Origin of the sequence: Pseudomonas syringae (assembly GCF_021606685.1) — a bacterium.
GTDB lineage: Bacteria > Pseudomonadota > Gammaproteobacteria > Pseudomonadales > Pseudomonadaceae > Aquipseudomonas > Aquipseudomonas syringae_R.
Window position 1 is genome coordinate 18,112 of the sequence record NZ_WKCB01000020.1, and the last position, 17,076, is coordinate 35,187.

The following is a 17,076-nucleotide window of genomic DNA, read 5'->3' on the forward strand; positions in this document are numbered from 1 at the left end:
GCTGAATCCCACTCAGCGCTCAGTCCAGGCCGAGTTCCACCACGCCTGCGTTCAGCCGCACCGGCCATACCCGCAACCGCTGGGTTGGCGCCTCCAGGCACTGGCCATCCTGCAAGCGGTAATGCTGCTTGTAGATCGGCGCGGCCACCACCAGGTCGCCCTTGATACTGCCCACCAAACCACGGCCGATCACATTCGCGCCGGATTCCGGGTCATGGTTGTCGATAGCGAACAGCGTCTGCTCCTGCGCACCGGGAAGGTAGAACAGCGCCACTTGCGCGCCGTCCAGCCACACCACCACCCCGGAGTTGCTTACCAGGTCTTGCTCGCTGCACACGCCTTTCCAACGGGCGAGGTTGGGTTGAAGGTTGGGCTGGCTCATCAGGCAATCTCCTCGATCACGGGAATCAGGTTGAGTTCGGCGGCCATGATCGGCCGACGCTGGCCGCGCTCCTGGACAAAGTGGATATCCGGGTCCGGGCGTTTGTCATTGACGAAGGTGCGGAAGCGCTTGAGTTTTTCCGGGTCCTTGAGGGCGTTGGCCCACTCGCATTCGTAGCGGTCCACCACCAGTTGCATCTGCGCTTCGAGTTCGGCGCCCAGGCCGAGGCTGTCGTGCAGGATCACGTCCTTGAGGAAATCCAGACCGCCCTCCAGGCTTTCACGCCAGACCGAGGTGCGTTGCAGTTTGTCGGCGGTGCGGATGTAGAACATCAGGAAGCGGTCGATGTACTGGATCAGCGTGGCGTCATCCAGGTCGGTGGCGAACAGCTCCGCATGGCGAGGGCGCATGCCGCCGTTGCCGGCGATGTAGAGGTTCCAGCCCTTCTCGGTGGCGATCACGCCGACGTCCTTGCTTTGCGCTTCGGCGCACTCACGGGTGCAGCCGGACACCGCAAACTTGAGCTTGTGCGGCGAGCGCAGGCCCTTGTAGCGGTCCTCGATCAACAGCGCCATTTTCACGCTGTCCTGCACGCCGTAGCGGCACCAGGTGCTGCCCACGCAGGACTTCACCGTGCGCGTCGACTTGCCGTAGGCGTGCCCGGTTTCGAAGCCGGCGGCGATCAGCTCGGCCCAGATATCCGGCAGCTCGTGCAGCTGCGCGCCAAACAGGTCGATGCGCTGGCCGCCGGTGATCTTGGTATAGAGGTCGTATTTCTTCGCCACTTCGCCGATCACAATCAGCTTGTCGGCGGTGATCTCCCCACCCGGAATGCGCGGTACCACCGAGTAGGTGCCGTTCTTTTGCATATTGGCCATGAACGTATCGTTGGTGTCCTGCAGCGGCACCAGGGAGGCGTCCATGATCGGCTGGTTCCAGCACGAGGCCAGGATCGAACCCACTGCCGGCTTGCACACATCGCAACCGGTGTGGCCACGGCCGTGCTTGGCCAACAGTTCTTCGAAGGTGATCACCCCTTCCACGCGCACCAAGGCATACAGCTCCTGGCGGGTGTAGGCAAAGTGTTCGCACAGGCTCTTGTCGACGCTGACGCCACGCGCGATCAGCTCATGCTCGAATACCTGCTTGAGCAACCCGGCGCAACCGCCGCAGCCGGTGCAGGCCTTGGTCTGGGATTTGAGCAGGCCGAGGTCGCTGCAACCCCCGTCGATGGCCGAGCAGATCGCGCCTTTGGTCACGTTATGGCACGAGCACACGGTGGCCGACTCGGGCAGCGCGCCTGGGCCCAGGGTCGGGGCGCCGGCGGACGACGGCAGGATCAGGCTCGCCGGTTCCGCCGGCAGCGTGATGCTGTTTTGCATGTATTGCAGCAAGGTGTCGTAGTAGCTGTTGTCGCCGACCAGCACCGCGCCGATCACGTGCTTGCCACTCGCGTCCACCACTAGGCGCCGATAGCTGGCGCTGGCCTCGTCGATGAACTGGTAGCTGCGCGCGCCAGGCGTGTGGGCGTGGGCATCGCCGATGGAGCCCACGTCCACGCCCAGCAGCTTGAGCTTGGTCGACATGTCGGCGCCGATAAAGGGCTCGGCGGCCTGTTCGCACAACAGCGCCGCCACGCCCCGGGCCATCTGGTAACCGGGCGCGACCAGGCCGAACAGGCTGCCATTCCACGACGCGCACTCGCCAATCGCGTAGATATGCGGGTCGCAGCTCAAGCATTCATCGTTGATCACCACCCCGCCACGCGGGCCGATCTCCAGGCCGGCCTGGCGCGCCAGGGCATCCTGCGCGCGGATACCGGCGGAGAACACGATCAGGTCGGTTTCAAGGAATTCGTCATTGGCAAAGTTCATCCGATAGCGGTAGTGCTCGCCCGCACTGATCGACTGGGTGGCACGCGACAAATGCACGCCGACCCCCAGTCGCTCGATCTGCGCCTTGAGCGCCAGCCCTCCGAAATCATCCAACTGCACCGGCATCAGGCGCGGTGCAAATTCCACCACATGCGCTTCCAGGCCGAGGCTTTTCAGCGCGTTAGCCGCTTCCAGGCCCAGCAGGCCGCCACCGACGACCACGCCACGGCGGGCATTGGCGGCCGCCGCGCGGATCGCATCAAGGTCTTGCAAGGTGCGATACACCAACCGCGAATCGCCCGCGGCGCCTTCGATCGGTGGCACGAAAGGGTAAGACCCCGTGGCCAGTACCAGCGTGTCATACGCCACGCAGCCATTGGCGGTAATCACCTCACGGCGTGCGCGGTCGATCTCCAGCACCGGTACGCCCAGGTGCAAGGTCACGCCTGGCGTCTGGTACAACGCCGCCTCCGACAACGCCAGCGACTCGGCATCGCGGCCGGTGAAGTACTCGGACAGATGCACGCGGTCATAGGCACGCATCGGTTCTTCGCTGAACACATGCAGTTGGTAATGCTGCAGCGCGCCGCGCTCGATCAGTTGCTCTACGCAATGGTGACCGACCATGCCATTGCCAACGACGATCAGGGTTTTCATCTGTGTATTCATATCAATCACCCGACAATGCTTATCACGGTTTTGAAAAGCAAAAAAAAACGCCTGAAACCTTGCGGTTCCAGGCGTCTTTGCCTGTTCTTATTGCGGGATCGGTTCGGCGACTGCGCCGGATCTACCGCTATTGCCCCTGGTGTCGATCGTCGTTGACCGAGGTGGGTTGAAGGTAGACTTGCAGGCGGCGTGCCAATCCGTAGGCAGCCCGTAATTGCGGGATCCAGCAGTCTCCAGCCCGCTCAACTGCGCCTCCAACTGGTGCGCCGCGCCTTATAAAAGTGCACCCCCACCTGTGGCGAGCGAGCTTGCTCGCGTTGGAGTGCGCAGCGTTCCCAGGATTGTGCAGCCGCTGCGCAGCCCAACGGCAGCAAGCGCCCTCGCCACCTCAAGCGCGCCCATCACACAGGCCATGCCAAAGCTGGCGCGTGACTTGCTAGGAAGACAGCTACCAAGCAGTCAACGCTGATTGCCCATTCACGACAAAGGCGCCGTGCAGCCCCCGTTTTCAACGGAGGGGTGCAAGGCGCTTTTTTGTTGGCGGCAAAAAAGATTCGAGGGTTACGGATGGCAAACCAAAGCGTACGCAGTGTGTGCCCCTATTGTGGTGTGGGCTGCGGCATCGTCATGCAGGTCGAGAACAACCGCGTGGTCAAGGTGATCGGCGACAAGGCCCACCCCACCAACTTTGGCCGGCTGTGCACCAAGGGCACCACCTGCGGGCAAGCCATCGCCGAGTCCGGCCGCATGGAAAACGCCTACCTGCGGGAGAAGCGCGACCACGACCCGGTACGCATCGCCATGGACAAGGCCATCAGCGAAACCGCCACGCGCCTGCGCCACATCCTCGACCGCGATGGCCCCGACGCGCTGGCATTCTACGTGTCCGGGCAGATGTCGCTGGAAGCCCAATACCTGGTCAACAAGTTGGCCAAGGGCTTTGTGCGCACGCCTAACATCGAATCCAACTCGCGCCTGTGCATGGCCAGTGCCGGCAGCGGCTACAAGCTCTCCCTCGGCGCCGACGGCCCGCCCGGGTCCTACGAGGACTTCGACCGCGCCGACCTGTTCTTCGTGATCGGCGCCAATATGGCCGACTGTCACCCGATTCTGTTTCTGCGCATGATGGACCGCGTCAAGGCCGGCGCCCGGTTGATCGTGGTCGACCCACGGCGCAGCGCCACGGCTGATAAGGCCAACCTGTACCTGCCGATCAAACCGGGCACCGACCTCGCGCTGCTCAATGGGCTGCTGCACCTGCTGGTGAAAAACGGCCACACCGACCCGGCCTTCATTGCCGCATTTACCCAAGGCTGGGAGGCCATGCCGGAGTTTCTTGAAGACTACCCGCCGCACGTCGTCGCCGAGATCACCGGCCTTGCCCAAGCCGATATAGAGCAAGCCGCCGACTGGATCGGCCAGGCCGCCGAGTGGATGAGCTGCTGGACCATGGGCCTCAACCAGAGTACCCACGGCACCTGGAACACCAACGCGCTGTGCAACCTGCACCTGGCCACCGGCGCGATCTGCCGCCCCGGCAGCGGGCCGTTTTCCCTGACCGGCCAGCCCAATGCCATGGGCGGTCGCGAGATGGGCTACATGGGCCCTGGCCTGCCGGGCCAACGCTCGGTACTGGTCGAGGCCGACCGGGCGTTTATCGAAGACCTCTGGCACCTCCCCGAGGGCAGCCTGCCGCGCCAGGCCGGCGGCGGCACCGTGGCGATGTTCGAGCAGATGGCCGCCGGGCAGATCAAGGCATGCTGGATCATCTGCACCAACCCGGTGGCCAGCGTGCCCAATCGCCAGACCGTACTCGACGGCCTGCAAACCGCCGAGTTGGTGATCACCCAGGACGCCTTCCTCGACACCGAAACCAACCGCTACGCCGATATTCTCCTGCCCGGCGCGCTGTGGGCCGAGGCCGAAGGGGTGATGATCAACTCCGAACGCAACCTGACCCTGATGCAAAAGGCCGTGCAAGCGCCCGGCGACACCCTGCCTGACTGGCAGATCATCGCCAGGGTCGCCTGCGAAATGGGCTTTGCCGAGGCGTTCACCTATGCCTGCGCCGCCGAGGTGTTTGAGGAGATCAAACGCGCCTGGAATCCCAAGACCGGCTACGACATGCGGGGCGCCAGCTACGCGCGGCTGCGTGAACAACCACTGCAATGGCCCTGCGCATCCAGCACGGCGGCAGACCGCAACCCGATTCGCTACCGCACCGAGGGCACGCTCAGGTTCGCCACCGAAAGCGGCAAAGGCCAGTTCTTCGCGCGCCCGCACATGCCGCCGGCAGAGCTGCCCGACGACGCCTTCCCCTTCGTGCTCAACACCGGCCGCTTGCAGCACCAGTGGCACACGCTGACCAAGACCGGCAAGGTCGCCACCCTGAACAAACTCAACCCCGGCCCCTTTGTGGAGATCCATCCCGAGGATGCCGTGCGCCTGGGCATCAAGGCCAAAGACTCGGTGGAAGTGCGCTCCCAGCGTGGCCGCGCGGTGCTGCCTGCCGTGATCACCGACCGGGTGCGGCCGGGCGACTGCTTTGCCCCCTTCCACTGGAACGATGTGTTCGGCGAACACCTGGCGATCAACGCCGTGACCAACGATGCCGTCGACCCGATTTCGCTGCAGCCCGAGTTCAAGTTCTGCGCCGTTGCCCTGGCGCGGGTCGAGCTGATCGACCACGCGTTCCTTTCCCCTTCCACAGAGGAGCCTGCCATGTCGCGCCTCGACGCCTTCGCCGAGATCACCGGCATCCGTAACCTGCCGACGCCGCACTTGAGCGACAGTGAACGCACCTACCTCGCGGGCTTCCTCAGCGGCCTGCAATCGACTGCCGGGCGCCAGGCGGGCGGCGTACCGGTGATGCCGGCGAACGCGCCGCTGGCCAGGGAATCGCGGTTGTGGCTGGACGGTTTGCTCGGCGGGTTGTTCAGCCGCGCAGAAACCACGCCCGTAGCTGCGCAAATGGCCGCGCCGCCCTCCCCGACAGTCACCCTGTTATGGGCCTCGCAGACCGGTAACGCCGAAACCCTTGCCGAGCGGTTCGCCCAGCGCCTGCGCGACGCCGGTATCAGCGTAGAGCTAAGCGCCATGGCCGACTTTGCGCCGAGCAAATTGGCGAGCACCCAGAACCTGGCGCTGATCAGCAGCACCTTTGGCGACGGCGACCCGCCGGACAACGGCGAAAGTTTCTGGCACAGCCTCAGCAGCGCCGAGACGCGCCTGGAATCACTGCGCTTCGCCGTGCTGGCGCTGGGCGATCCGAATTACGACCAGTTCTGCCACCATGGCAAGCAGCTCGACCAGCGCCTGCTGGAACTGGGCGCCACCCGCCTGCTGGAACGCGTCGACTGCGACACCGAATTCGAAGAACGCGCCGACGCCTGGCTGGCAAAGTTTCAACAGACGCTGAACCCGACAAAGCCCGTCACCCTCGCCACCCCCGCCGGCAAAACCAAGCTGCATGGCTCACGGCTGCTGCTCAATCGGCACCTGAACCCGCACAGCGCGCACAAGGAAACCCGCCAGTTTGCCCTCGACCTGGCCGACTCCGGCCTGACCTATGAAGCCGGCGATGCCCTCGGCGTTCGGCCGCGTAACTGCCCCGAACTGGTGAGCGAACTGCTTGACCTGACCCGCCTGGGCGCCAGCACCTCGGTGAATATCGACACCTTTGGTGATGTGCCGCTGCAACAGGCACTCACCCAGCACTTCGAAATCGCCCGTCCCAGCAGCGAAACGCTCGCCTTTATCGCCGAGCGCAGCGCCAACGCTGGGCTTGAGCAACTGCTGAGGCCCGAGCACAAGGCCGAACTCAAAGACTGGCTATGGGGCCGGCAACTGGTGGATGTGCTGCAGGAATACCCCATCGAGTGCTCGGCGGACGAGCTGCTCGGCACCCTCAAGCGCCTGCAACCGCGCCTGTACTCGATTGCCTCCAGCGCCAAGGCCCATCCGCAGGAAGTGCACCTGACCGTGGCGGCCGTGCGGTATGGCAAGCGCAAGGGCGTGTCCTCGACCTTCCTGGCCGACCGTGTCGGCGACGGCGAGGTGCCGGTGTTCGTGCAGCCATCCAAACACTTTCGTACGCCCACCGACGGTAACGTGCCGATGATCATGATCGGCCCCGGCACGGGGGTGGCGCCCTTTCGGGCTTTTTTGCAAGAGCGCCGGGCCCAGGGGCATCAGGGCAGCAACTGGTTGTTTTTTGGCGAGCAACACGCCGCCAGCGACTTCTATTACCAGGACGAACTGCAAGGCATGCAACGCGACGGGTTGCTCACCCACCTGAGCCTGGCGTTTTCGCGCGACCAGGCCCAGAAGATCTACGTGCAGGACCGCCTGCGCGAACACGGCGCCGAGCTGTGGCGCTGGCTGCAGGACGGCGCCAAGCTGTACATCTGCGGGGATGCCAGCCAGATGGCCAAAGACGTCGACCTGGCCTTGCGCGAAGTGGCGCACACCCATGGCGGACTGGACGTTGAGGGGGCCGTGGACTACTGGCGCCAACTGAGCGAGCAAAAGCGTTATCTGCGTGATGTGTACTGATTGGATACAGAACAATCGCCAATTGTATTGTGTACAAAAAACCCTAAAGGTTTGCCGATGCGGGGCCGAAACAGCGGTGATAGCAAATCGCCGCGCCTTTTATCCGAGACGCGACGGTTTGGCCGCCCTCCACGCTGATGGTCGTCTCGATGAAAATAAAAAATAAACTTGTTCTGGCTTTTGTCTCTGTCGCGTTTATTCCGGTGAGCCTGGTGGCCGTGATCTCTGTGATGAATACGCGGACCCAGGCGGTCGACCAGTTTATCGACGGCAGCACCCGCGAAATCCGCCAGATTGATGGCAACATTCGCCAGTTCTTCGACGGCACCCTGCAGAACGTCGATCAGATGGCCACCGATCCTGTATACACATCGATCAGCACGCTGAAGAACTACCAGCCCGCCGACGCCGCCAGCCAACCGCTGCCGGCAGAGGCGCAAAGCGTGATCGAGCGCTTCGCGCGGTTTGGCGCTACGCACCCGGCAGCGGCGATCCTGTCCATCGGCCTTGAAGACGGCACCTACGCCAAATGGCCCGATGACCCACAGCTGTCCAAGTACGACCCGCGCCAGCGGCCCTGGTACAAGGCGGCGATGGCCAGCCCGGGCAAGACCGTGCGCACCCCGGCTTACTACTATGACAAAGACGACGTAGCGCTTGTGGGCACCGCGCGGGCGTTGCTGGACAACGCCGGTAAAGCCAAGGGCGTGTTCGTGGTCAGCGTGTCACTCAAGAACCTCACCGAACTGGTCAAGAGCATCAAGCTGGGCGAAAGCGGCTACGTGATGCTGATCGAAGACGGCGTGGTGCTGGTGGACCCGCGCGACGCCGCCCACAACTTCAAACCGCTCAAGGACCTGGGCGCACCGTACGCGAAGCTGGCCGAAACCACTCAGGGCTCCACCGAGGTGGAAATCGACGGCGTGCGCTACATGGCCAATATCTGGACCTCGCCCGGCCTGGGCTGGCGCTATGTGGGGCTGATCGAGCACCGCGAAGTGATGGCCGAGGCCACCCGCATGACCTACCTGACCGCAATTATCGTGGCGGTGTTGGTGCTGATTTTCGGCTTGATCGCGGCGGCGTTTTCCAAGGTCATCGTCAAGCCTATCGGCCAGGTCAGCACCGGCTTGCAGTCCATTGCCCAGGGCGAAGGCGATCTGCGTCACGAACTGCAGGTGCAGGGCAAGGATGAAACCGCCGAACTGGCCGGCTGGTTCAACAAGTTCCTCGCGGCGATCCGCCAACTGATCCAGCATATCGGCGCCGCCTCGACCAACTTGCAGAACGCCTCGAAGGTCAACAGCGAAGTGGCGCACAACATGAACGAGGCCGCCGGGCGTCAGCGCGAGGCGGTGGAGTTGGTGTCCACTGCCTTCAACGAGATGGTCGCCACTGCCAACGAAGTTGCACGCTCCTGCAGCGGCGCGGCCGAATCCGCCGAGAACGGCCATCGTCGCGTGGCCGAGGGCAAGCAACAGATCGAAGTGACCACCGATAACGTCAATCGCCTGGGCCGCCGTTTGAGTGAATCGTCCCAGGCCATGGTCGAGCTGGAAGCCGGTAGCCGCAGCATCAACCAGATCCTTGGCACCATCCGCGCGATTGCCGAACAAACCAACCTGCTGGCCCTTAACGCGGCTATCGAGGCCGCCCGCGCGGGCGACCAGGGCCGTGGTTTTGCGGTGGTCGCCGACGAGGTACGCGCGCTGGCCAAGCGCACTTCTGACTCCACCGGCGAGATCGAACAACTGCTCGGCACCCTGGGCAGCAAGACCGAGGAAGTCACGCAGAAAATGAGCAGCTGCCTGGACCTGTCACGGGCCAGTGTGTCGTCCATCGAAAGCGCACGGGACAGCTTTGAAGGCATCCAGTTGTCGGTCAACGAGATCCGCGACCAGAACCTGCAGATCTCCGCCGCCGCCGAGGAACAACACAGCGTGGCCGAAGAGATCAACCGGCACATCCAGCAGATCTACGACGAAGCACGCCTGGTGGAGAGCCTGGCCAACTCGGCACAGGACGACTCGGGAAGGCTGTCGAATTTGTCGGATGAGTTGAATGGCTTGGTAGGACGCTTCAAGTCGTGATCTAGGGTACTGCTGGGATTTAGGCTTCAACTGTTGATGCAGTTTCGGCCCTGACCCGAATCACTGTGGGAGCTGTCGAGCCCTAGCGAGGCTGCGAAGGCGGCGGCACTGCCAGTATTTTTGTCGCCTGACACACCGCTTTCGCAGCCTCGCTAAAGCTCGACAGCTCCCACAGGGAATCTGCGGTGCTGCTGGGATTCAGGCTGTACCTGCTGATGCAGTTTCGGCCATCACCCGAATCAACTGTGGGAGCTGTCGAGCCCCGGCGAGGCTGCGAAGGCGGCGGCACTGCCGGTATTTTTGTCGCCTGACACACCGCTTTCGCAGCCTCGCTAAAGCTCGACAGCTCCCACAGGGGATCAGCGGTGCTGGTGGGATTCAGGCTGTACCTGCTGATGCAATTTCGGCCCTGACCCGGATCAACTGTGGGAGCTGTCGAGCCCAGGCGAGGCTGCGAAGGCGGCGGCACTGCCGATATTTTTATCGCCTGACACACCGCTTTCGCAGCCTCGCTAAAGCTCGACAGCTCCCACAGGGGATCTGCGGTGCTGGTGGGATTTAGGCAGTGCCTGCTGATGCAATTTCGGCAACCGGTACCTGTCGGCGGCTGCCGATATTGACCTTGGTGACTTGCGAGCCCTTGCTGTCGAAGCATCGCTGTGCATTTTTTGTCAATTTAAGTTGAATTCCTGCTTTTGCAGCAGGGTCACTTATAAGGACAACAGCGAGACGACAACGCAATGGAGGTTGTGATGAACCTTGCAATGACACTCTTTAGCCTGTTTGCCGGTTGGATAGCCATAGGGCTTTCAATGATGTGGGGCCTGCTGCGGGTGCTGCGCTGGCACCATGCTTAGCACCCCGGATGGGCGCTACTTTGTGGTCAACGGCCAACTTTGGCGGTGCACCAACCCGGCGTTGGACGAGGCGACCCGGCAGCGCTGGGTCAACGACCTGATGGACGCCCGCCGCGCCGTCAAGGCGGCCAAAGCCGCAAACGATGCGCAACAGCTGAAGGCCGCCCGCCAACGGGTGCACCACGCCAAGGTGGCATTGGGCGAACGCGGGCCCGTGTGGTGGAGCGATGGCAGCCCGGATTTCAATCGCCGTCAGGTCGCCAACACGCCGTATGCGTCATGGTTTGAAACACATCCCGACACGTAACCCAGGTGAACTTTCTGGCAAACGCCGCGTTCCTTTCCTATGCCTAGTACTACGCATAGCCACTGTGTTCCTGACGGCAGGAGCGCTGAACGATAAGGAGCCGCCACCCTCATGACTACCCTCCCCACCTACTACGCCACAAGGCCCGGGCCGCTTCACGCGACCTTGCTGGCCGGCAGCGTCCCGCTGTTTCTCGGCGCGTTGCTCAGTGACATTGCCTACGGCCAGACCTACCAGATCCAATGGGCCAACTTCGCTTCCTGGCTGATCGCCGGGGCGTTGGTGTTCAGTGGTTTTGCGTTGTTGTTCGCACTGGTCAACCTGCTGCGGGCCGAACACAAGGCTGGGCGTGCGGCTGCGTACTTCCTGTTGCTGCTGGCAGCCTGGGTGCTGGGGCTGATCAACGCGTTCCAGCATGCCAAGGATGCCTACGCCATGATGCCGACGGGCCTCGTGCTTTCGGTGATCGTCACCGTACTGGCGCTGGCGGCCACATGGACCGGCCTGACCAACCTGCGCTCGGGAGGTGCACGATGAACAAACTCCCTACCCTGACGTTATTAAGTGCAGCGCTGTTACTCAGCGGCTGTGGCGCCGAAGGCGACAAGACCCAGGCCCGTGGCCCCGACCCTAAATTGCCGGAGCAACAAAGTAGCCTGTTACCGAGCATGAAGATCGCCGAGCCTACCCCCTGGGGCGCAGAAAAACCCAAGGTTCCTGAAGGTTTCAGCGTCACCGCCATCGCCACCGACCTGGCCATTCCGCGCCAGACCCTGGTGCTGCCCAACGGTGACATCCTGATCGCCGAAGGCCGGGGTGGCAGCGCCGCCAAGCTCAAGCCCAAGGATGTGATCGCCAGCGTGATCAAGGCCGAGGGCAACACCAAGGTCAAAGGAGGCAACCGCCTGACCCTGTTGCGCGACGCCGACGGCGACGGCACCTACGAGCTTAAAACCGTGTTTGCCGATAACCTCAATGCACCGTACGGCCTGGCGTTCGCCAACGGCAAGCTCTACGTGGCCAACCAGGATGCATTGGTGAGCTTCGATTACGCCGACGGCCAGACCAAAGCCGGCGGCCCGCCGACCAAGGTCACCGACCTGCCCGCGCAGATCAACCACCACTGGACCAAATCCCTGGCGGTGAGCGCCGACGGACGCCAGTTGTATGTGGGCATCGGCTCCAACAGCAACGTCACCGAACGCGGCATGGAAGTGGAGATCGACCGCGCCATGGTCTGGCAGATCGACGCCGCCACCGGTGCGCACAAGCCCTATGCAACGGGGCTGCGTAACCCCACGGCGCTGACTATCCAGCCTGACTCCGGGCAGTTGTGGACGGTGGTCAACGAGCGCGATGAACTGGGCCCCGACCTGGTGCCGGACTACCTGACCTCGGTGCGTGAAGGCGCCTTCTACGGCTGGCCCTATAGCTATTGGGGCCAGAACGTCGACCCACGCGCCCAACCGCAGAACCCGGCCAAGGTTGCCTCGGCCATCAAGCCCGATTACAGCCTCGGCTCCCACGTGGCGGCCCTGGGCGTGGACTTCTCCATCCCGGCCATGGGCGAGAAGTTCGCCGACGGCGTATTCGTCGGCGAGCACGGCAGCTGGAACCGCGACAATCCGGTGGGCTACAAAGTGATCTTTGTGCCCTTCAGCAATGGCAAGCCATCCGGCGAGCCGATTGACTTCGCCACCGGCTTTCGCGGTGACGACGGCAAGACGCGCGGGCGCCCGGTGGGCGTGACGGTGGACCCGAAAGGCGCACTGATCATTGCCGATGACCTGGCCAATACCGTGTGGCGCGTTACGCGTAACCAATAGCCGTACATGACAGGGGCGGTTTCGCCCCTGTCAGCTTTCAGGTTGCAATTGCGCTTGCAACCAATCCAGCAGCGCCGCGCCGACCACCTGCGCCCACTCGCGCCCTTCTTGCGTGAGATACACCGCACGGTTACGCCGGCTGAACAGCTTCACACCCAAATCGTCTTCCATCCCTCGAATCTGCCGGCTGATGGCGGCCTGGGTAATGTGCAGCTCATCAGCAGCCTTGGAAAAACTCCCCAGGCGCGCGGCCGCTTCGAAGGGCAACAGACTGGCAAGCGGCGGTAAGGTTTTGCCGAGCGTATTCATAATCAGAGGTTATGCATCCAGGGCCGAGAACTCGTTTGTAGCACACAGGTGCGGCCGATGGTCTTGAGCGGCCAATTGATCGCCCTTGAATCACTCTTCGCCAGCCTGCTCGGCCTGTGGTTTCACGGGCGCTGGCCAACACTGATGGAAGCCGCTGGCCTTGGTGCGGTGCTGATCGGAGTGGTCATGGCAGTTCGAATCATTCTGGCGGGCACGCGACCCGCCAGGTCGGCCCTCACAGGTCAGTGATTTCCTTGTGGCGCGGCACCAGCGCTTTCATCACGCTCCAGGCCACCAGGTACGCGAGGGCACAGATCGCGAACATGATCATGTAGCCGGTATGGATATCGTTGATGGACTTGTAGTAGTCGAACACCCAGCCACCGATCTTGGTCATGACCACGCCGCCGATGCCGCCGGCCATACCGCCGATGCCGACCACCGAGGCCACGGTTTTCTGCGGGAACATGTCGGACACGGTGGTAAAGATGTTGCACGACCACGCCTGGTGCGCCGAGGCGCCCACACCGATCAGCAGCACCGGCACCCAGAAGCTGATGTAGCCCAGTGGCTGCGCGAGCAATACCACCAGCGGGAACAGCGCGATCACCAGCATGGCTTTCATGCGCCCGTCATAGGGGGCATCGCCGCGCGCCATGAAGTAGCTGGGGAACCAGCCGCCGCCGATGCTGCCGACCATGGTCATGCTGTACAGCACGGCCAGCGGCATGACGATATCCGCGCCTTTCATGCCGTATTGTGCCGACAGGTAGGTGGGCAGCCAGAACAGGAAGAACCACCACACGCCGTCGGTCATGAACTTGCCGAAGGCAAAGGCCCAGGTTTGACGGTAGGTCAGCAACTTGAACCACGAGACTTTCTTCTCCGCCACGCCGGCTCCCGCGCGGGCGAACGGCTGTACGCTCTGGTCGCTGCGGATATAAGCCAGTTCTTCGGCCGACAGGCGCTTTTGCTGCTCGGGTTTTTCATAGACGGCGGCCCACACCGCCACCCACACGAAGCCGAGCATGCCGATCACCATAAAGGCCGCTTCCCAGCCCCACAGCCCGGCAATCAATGGCACGCAGATCGGCGCGAGGATCGCGCCCACGTTGGCGCCGGAGTTGAAAATACCGGTGGCGAAGGAGCGTTCTTTCTTGGGGAAATATTCGGCGGTGGCCTTGATCGCAATCGGGAAGTTACCCGCCTCGCCAATCGCCAGCACCGCGCGCGACAGCATGAAGCCGGCAATCGACACCGGAATCACCGCCAGCCCGATCGCCCCGCTCACCGCGGCAATGCCCTCGCCCATCGGCACCGAGAACGCATGCATGATGGCGCCTGTAGACCAGATGCCAATCGCCACGACGTAGGCCGCCTTGGTGCCGATCTTGTCGACAAAGCGCCCGGCGAACAGCATGGAAATCGCATAGACAAACTGAAACACGGCGGCAATGTTGGCGTAGTCGGTGTTGCTCCAGCCAAATTGCGTCGATAACTGCGGCGCCAGCAGGCTGAGCACCTGGCGGTCGAGGTAGTTGACGGTAGTCGCGAAAAACAGCATCGCGCAGATGGTCCAGCGATAATTGCCTACCGCTTGGCCAACGCGCTGGGCGTTGATGGGCTCGATCAAGTTCATGGCATCACTTTTTATTTTTGTTAGATAGGACATATGTAACGTCATATGTCGTCGTACAACTCGAGCTTTTATAACGAGACGCCTGCCCGGTGTCAATCGCAAAAATTGCCGTATGTCCAGCTATTGCGTGGTTACGAAAAGTGTCAGGAATACTCAGTTGTAGGACGACAAATGCGCAGCACAAGGCTCGGTGCTTTGCCAGGCACATCGTCGAGCACGCCGAACGGCTGCATGCCGACCTTCTCCAGCACGCGGATCGACGCGGCGTGGTCCGGTCGCACCAGACCGAACACCTCGGGCAACCCCAGGGTGTCAAACGCCAGGGCCAAGGCCGCGCGGCTCAGCTCAGTCGCATAGCCCTGCCCCCAGGCTTCCTGCGCAAAGCGGTAACCCAGGTTGATGCGCCACTGCGTGAGGTAGTTGAGCGGCGCAATGCCGCCGAACCCGATGATGTGCTCCGGCGCCTCAGCGCGGGCAATGGCCCACCAGCCATAACCGAGGCTGTCCCATTGCCCAAGCCAATGATCGAGCAGGCGTTGGGCGGCGGCCAGACTGGGCATCGGCCCAGCCGGATTGAACAGGTTGGTCTGTGGGTCGCCGAAGATCGCGAACAATCGCTGCACATCCGTGGGCTGCGGCTTGCGGTAGACCATGCGTGAGGGGGACATTCGATTGGCTCCTTTTTTCCGTGCCTATCTTTTTTGTGAAGCGCTTTCAGTGCCGTGCGGGCTCATGTGGCGAGCGGGCTCGCCCGCGTTGGGCTGCGAAGCGGCCCCAGAAAAAACGCCGCGTGACGTCAGGTTAATCTTCGTGGCAGGGATTGGGGCTGCTGCGCTGCCCAACGCGGGCAAGCCCGCTCGCCACATACAGCGTGTTTATCCACCAGAAAAGCCCGCTATGCACAAAAATCCGTTACCCCTGCAAAAAAACACAAATAGCGGTGAATTATTTCGTGTGCAGTTGTATCTGAACTGACAGAGCGGTGCCATCGCAGCGATGGCACCTCCCCTGTTCAGTTTTAGAGTGGCCCGCATGAAATTACGTAAGAAAAGCGTCAAACCCATCGGTTTGAAAGACATCACCATCGTCGACGACGCCAAGATGCGCAAGGCGATCACCGCCGCCGCACTGGGCAACGCCATGGAATGGTTCGACTTTGGCGTTTACGGGTTTGTCGCCTATGTGCTCGGCAAAGTGTTCTTCCCCGACGCCTCGCCCAGCGTACAAATGATCGCCGCACTGGCCACCTTCTCCGTACCGTTCCTGATTCGTCCGCTGGGTGGCCTGTTCTTCGGCGCGCTGGGCGACAAGTACGGGCGACAGAAAGTCCTCGCCGCCACCATCGTGATCATGTCCTTGAGCACCTTTGCCATCGGCCTGATTCCCGGGTATGCCTCCATTGGCATCTGGGCACCGATTCTGTTGCTGCTGTGCAAGATGGCCCAGGGCTTCTCGGTCGGTGGTGAATATACCGGGGCTTCGATTTTTGTCGCCGAATACGCGCCGGACCGCAAGCGCGGCTTCCTCGGCAGCTGGCTGGACTTCGGCTCCATCGCCGGTTTCGTGCTCGGTGCCGGCGTGGTGGTATTGATCTCCAGCGTGCTCGGCGAAGCGGAGTTCGAGTCCTGGGGCTGGCGCCTGCCGTTCTTCCTCGCCCTGCCCCTGGGCATCATCGGCTTGTACCTGCGCCATGCGCTGGAAGAAACGCCAGCCTTCCAACAGCATGTCGACACGCTTGAAAAGGGTGACCGCGAAGGCCTGACCCACGGCCCCAAAGTGTCGTTCAAGGAAATCGCCACCAAGCATTGGCGCAGCCTGCTGACCTGCATCGGTATCGTCGCGGCCACCAACGTGACCTACTACATGCTGCTCACGTACATGCCAAGCTACCTGTCGCACAACCTGCATTATTCTGAAAACAGCGGCGTGCTGATCATCATCGCGATTATGGTCGGCATGCTGTTCGTGCAGCCGTTCATTGGTTTTGTCAGCGATAAAATCGGCCGCAAGCCTTTCATCATCGCCGGCAGCATCGGCCTGTTGTTCCTGGCCATCCCGGCGTTCATGCTGATTACCAGCGGCAAAACCGGGCTGATTTTCGCCGGCCTGCTGATCCTCGCCGTAATCCTGAACTTCTTCATCGGCGTGATGGCCTCGACGCTGCCCGCGATGTTCCCCACTCATCTGCGCTACAGTGCATTGGCGAGTGCGTTCAACGTCTCGGTATTGATCGCCGGTATCACCCCGACCGCCGTGGCCTGGCTGGTGGAAAGTACCAATGACCTGTTCATGCCCGCCTATTACCTGATGGTCTTTGCGGTGATCGGCCTGATCACCGGCCTGACCATGAAGGAAACCGCCAACAAGCCCCTGCGCGGTGCAGCGCCGGCGGCGTCCGACATGGAAGAGGCCAAGGAATTGCTGCAGGAACACCACGACAATATCGAGCAGAAAATCGAAGACATCGACGCCGAGATTGCAGCATTGGAGGCCAAGCGCCAGAATCTGGTGCAGCAGCACCCACGGATTAATTAAGACAGACCGCGCGTGGTGGCCACGGCCACCACGC

Annotated in this window: 10 protein-coding genes and 3 pseudogenes; 8 read left to right on the forward strand and 5 right to left on the reverse strand. The window is 62.4% G+C overall.

Features of this window, described 5'->3' with window-relative positions; all coding sequences use genetic code 11:
* Window positions 1–19 precede the first annotated feature (19 nt).
* Together nirD and nirB are read right to left on the reverse strand one after the other, a co-directional pair.
* On the reverse strand, window positions 20–382 hold the full coding sequence (gene nirD, locus GIW02_RS10420; protein ID WP_236419466.1) for a nitrite reductase small subunit NirD: 363 nt from the start codon (window positions 380–382) through the stop codon (window positions 20–22).
* The gene (gene nirB / locus GIW02_RS10425; protein WP_236419465.1) at window positions 382–2,925 is read right to left on the reverse strand and encodes a nitrite reductase large subunit NirB; all 2,544 of its coding nucleotides are present in this window, start codon (window positions 2,923–2,925) and stop codon (window positions 382–384) included. Before nirB ends, nirD begins: the two co-directional genes overlap by 1 nt.
* 567 nt (window positions 2,926–3,492) lie before the next feature.
* Between nirB and GIW02_RS10430 the strand changes: the two genes are divergently transcribed.
* The 6 genes and pseudogenes from GIW02_RS10430 to GIW02_RS10450 all read left to right on the forward strand — a co-directional run bounded on the left by GIW02_RS10430 (window position 3,493) and on the right by GIW02_RS10450 (window position 12,559).
* Window positions 3,493–7,479 carry a bifunctional nitrate reductase/sulfite reductase flavoprotein subunit alpha gene (locus tag GIW02_RS10430; protein WP_236421853.1) on the forward strand — a complete coding sequence of 1,329 codons (3,987 nt, stop codon included), beginning with the start codon at window positions 3,493–3,495 and terminating at the stop codon, window positions 7,477–7,479.
* A 230-nt stretch (window positions 7,480–7,709) separates the two neighbouring features.
* Window positions 7,710–8,666, forward strand: a pseudogene (locus GIW02_RS27240) (cache domain-containing protein); the annotation flags it as partial.
* Between the two features lie 198 nt (window positions 8,667–8,864).
* Complete coding sequence (locus GIW02_RS27245) at window positions 8,865–9,569, forward strand: methyl-accepting chemotaxis protein (RefSeq protein WP_456362085.1); 705 nt, start codon at window positions 8,865–8,867, stop codon at window positions 9,567–9,569.
* A gap of 849 nt (window positions 9,570–10,418) precedes the next feature.
* Window positions 10,419–10,733 (forward strand): hypothetical protein, encoded by a 315-nt coding sequence (locus tag GIW02_RS10440; RefSeq protein WP_236418582.1) that lies wholly within the window; start codon window positions 10,419–10,421, stop codon window positions 10,731–10,733.
* A 111-nt stretch (window positions 10,734–10,844) separates the two neighbouring features.
* Window positions 10,845–11,270: a DUF2231 domain-containing protein gene (locus tag GIW02_RS10445; RefSeq protein WP_236418583.1), complete on the forward strand. Its 426-nt coding sequence runs from the start codon at window positions 10,845–10,847 to the stop codon at window positions 11,268–11,270.
* Window positions 11,267–12,559 carry a PQQ-dependent sugar dehydrogenase gene (locus GIW02_RS10450; RefSeq protein ID WP_236418584.1) on the forward strand — a complete coding sequence of 431 codons (1,293 nt, stop codon included), beginning with the start codon at window positions 11,267–11,269 and terminating at the stop codon, window positions 12,557–12,559. The genes GIW02_RS10445 and GIW02_RS10450 overlap by 4 nt, the downstream gene beginning before the upstream one ends.
* A gap of 69 nt (window positions 12,560–12,628) precedes the next feature.
* Here GIW02_RS10450 and GIW02_RS10455 read toward each other — a convergent pair.
* Window positions 12,629–12,868: pseudogene (locus GIW02_RS10455) on the reverse strand (LysR family transcriptional regulator); the annotation flags it as partial.
* A 39-nt stretch (window positions 12,869–12,907) separates the two neighbouring features.
* Between GIW02_RS10455 and GIW02_RS10460 the strand changes: the two are divergent.
* Window positions 12,908–13,117: pseudogene (locus tag GIW02_RS10460) on the forward strand (DMT family transporter); the annotation flags it as partial.
* Here GIW02_RS10460 and GIW02_RS10465 read toward each other — a convergent pair.
* Both GIW02_RS10465 and GIW02_RS10470 read right to left on the reverse strand, forming a co-directional pair.
* Window positions 13,104–14,507 (reverse strand): MFS transporter, encoded by a 1,404-nt coding sequence (locus GIW02_RS10465; RefSeq protein WP_236421854.1) that lies wholly within the window; start codon window positions 14,505–14,507, stop codon window positions 13,104–13,106. The pseudogene GIW02_RS10460 and the gene GIW02_RS10465 overlap by 14 nt on opposite strands.
* Before the next feature lie 143 nt (window positions 14,508–14,650).
* Window positions 14,651–15,175 carry a GNAT family N-acetyltransferase gene (locus tag GIW02_RS10470; protein ID WP_236418586.1) on the reverse strand — a complete coding sequence of 175 codons (525 nt, stop codon included), beginning with the start codon at window positions 15,173–15,175 and terminating at the stop codon, window positions 14,651–14,653.
* Window positions 15,176–15,539: 364 nt separating this feature from the next.
* Between GIW02_RS10470 and proP the strand changes: the two genes are divergently transcribed.
* Window positions 15,540–17,042 carry a glycine betaine/L-proline transporter ProP gene (gene proP, locus GIW02_RS10475; RefSeq protein WP_236421855.1) on the forward strand — a complete coding sequence of 501 codons (1,503 nt, stop codon included), beginning with the start codon at window positions 15,540–15,542 and terminating at the stop codon, window positions 17,040–17,042.
* The last annotated feature ends 34 nt before the right edge of the window (window positions 17,043–17,076 follow it).

What these genes read in the sequence shown, in the direction of transcription:
- nirD (WP_236419466.1), bottom strand. Translation starts at nt 382, where the DNA reads ATGAGCCAGCCCAACCTTCAACCCAACCTCGCCCGTTGGAAAGGCGTG.
- nirB (WP_236419465.1), bottom strand. Translation starts at nt 2,925, where the DNA reads ATGAATACACAGATGAAAACCCTGATCGTCGTTGGCAATGGCATGGTC.
- GIW02_RS10430 (WP_236421853.1), top strand. Translation starts at nt 3,493, where the DNA reads ATGGCAAACCAAAGCGTACGCAGTGTGTGCCCCTATTGTGGTGTGGGC.
- GIW02_RS27245 (WP_456362085.1), top strand. Translation starts at nt 8,865, where the DNA reads ATGGTCGCCACTGCCAACGAAGTTGCACGCTCCTGCAGCGGCGCGGCC.
- GIW02_RS10440 (WP_236418582.1), top strand. Translation starts at nt 10,419, where the DNA reads ATGCTTAGCACCCCGGATGGGCGCTACTTTGTGGTCAACGGCCAACTT.
- GIW02_RS10445 (WP_236418583.1), top strand. Translation starts at nt 10,845, where the DNA reads ATGACTACCCTCCCCACCTACTACGCCACAAGGCCCGGGCCGCTTCAC.
- GIW02_RS10450 (WP_236418584.1), top strand. Translation starts at nt 11,267, where the DNA reads ATGAACAAACTCCCTACCCTGACGTTATTAAGTGCAGCGCTGTTACTC.
- GIW02_RS10465 (WP_236421854.1), bottom strand. Translation starts at nt 14,507, where the DNA reads ATGAACTTGATCGAGCCCATCAACGCCCAGCGCGTTGGCCAAGCGGTA.
- GIW02_RS10470 (WP_236418586.1), bottom strand. Translation starts at nt 15,175, where the DNA reads ATGTCCCCCTCACGCATGGTCTACCGCAAGCCGCAGCCCACGGATGTG.
- proP (WP_236421855.1), top strand. Translation starts at nt 15,540, where the DNA reads ATGAAATTACGTAAGAAAAGCGTCAAACCCATCGGTTTGAAAGACATC.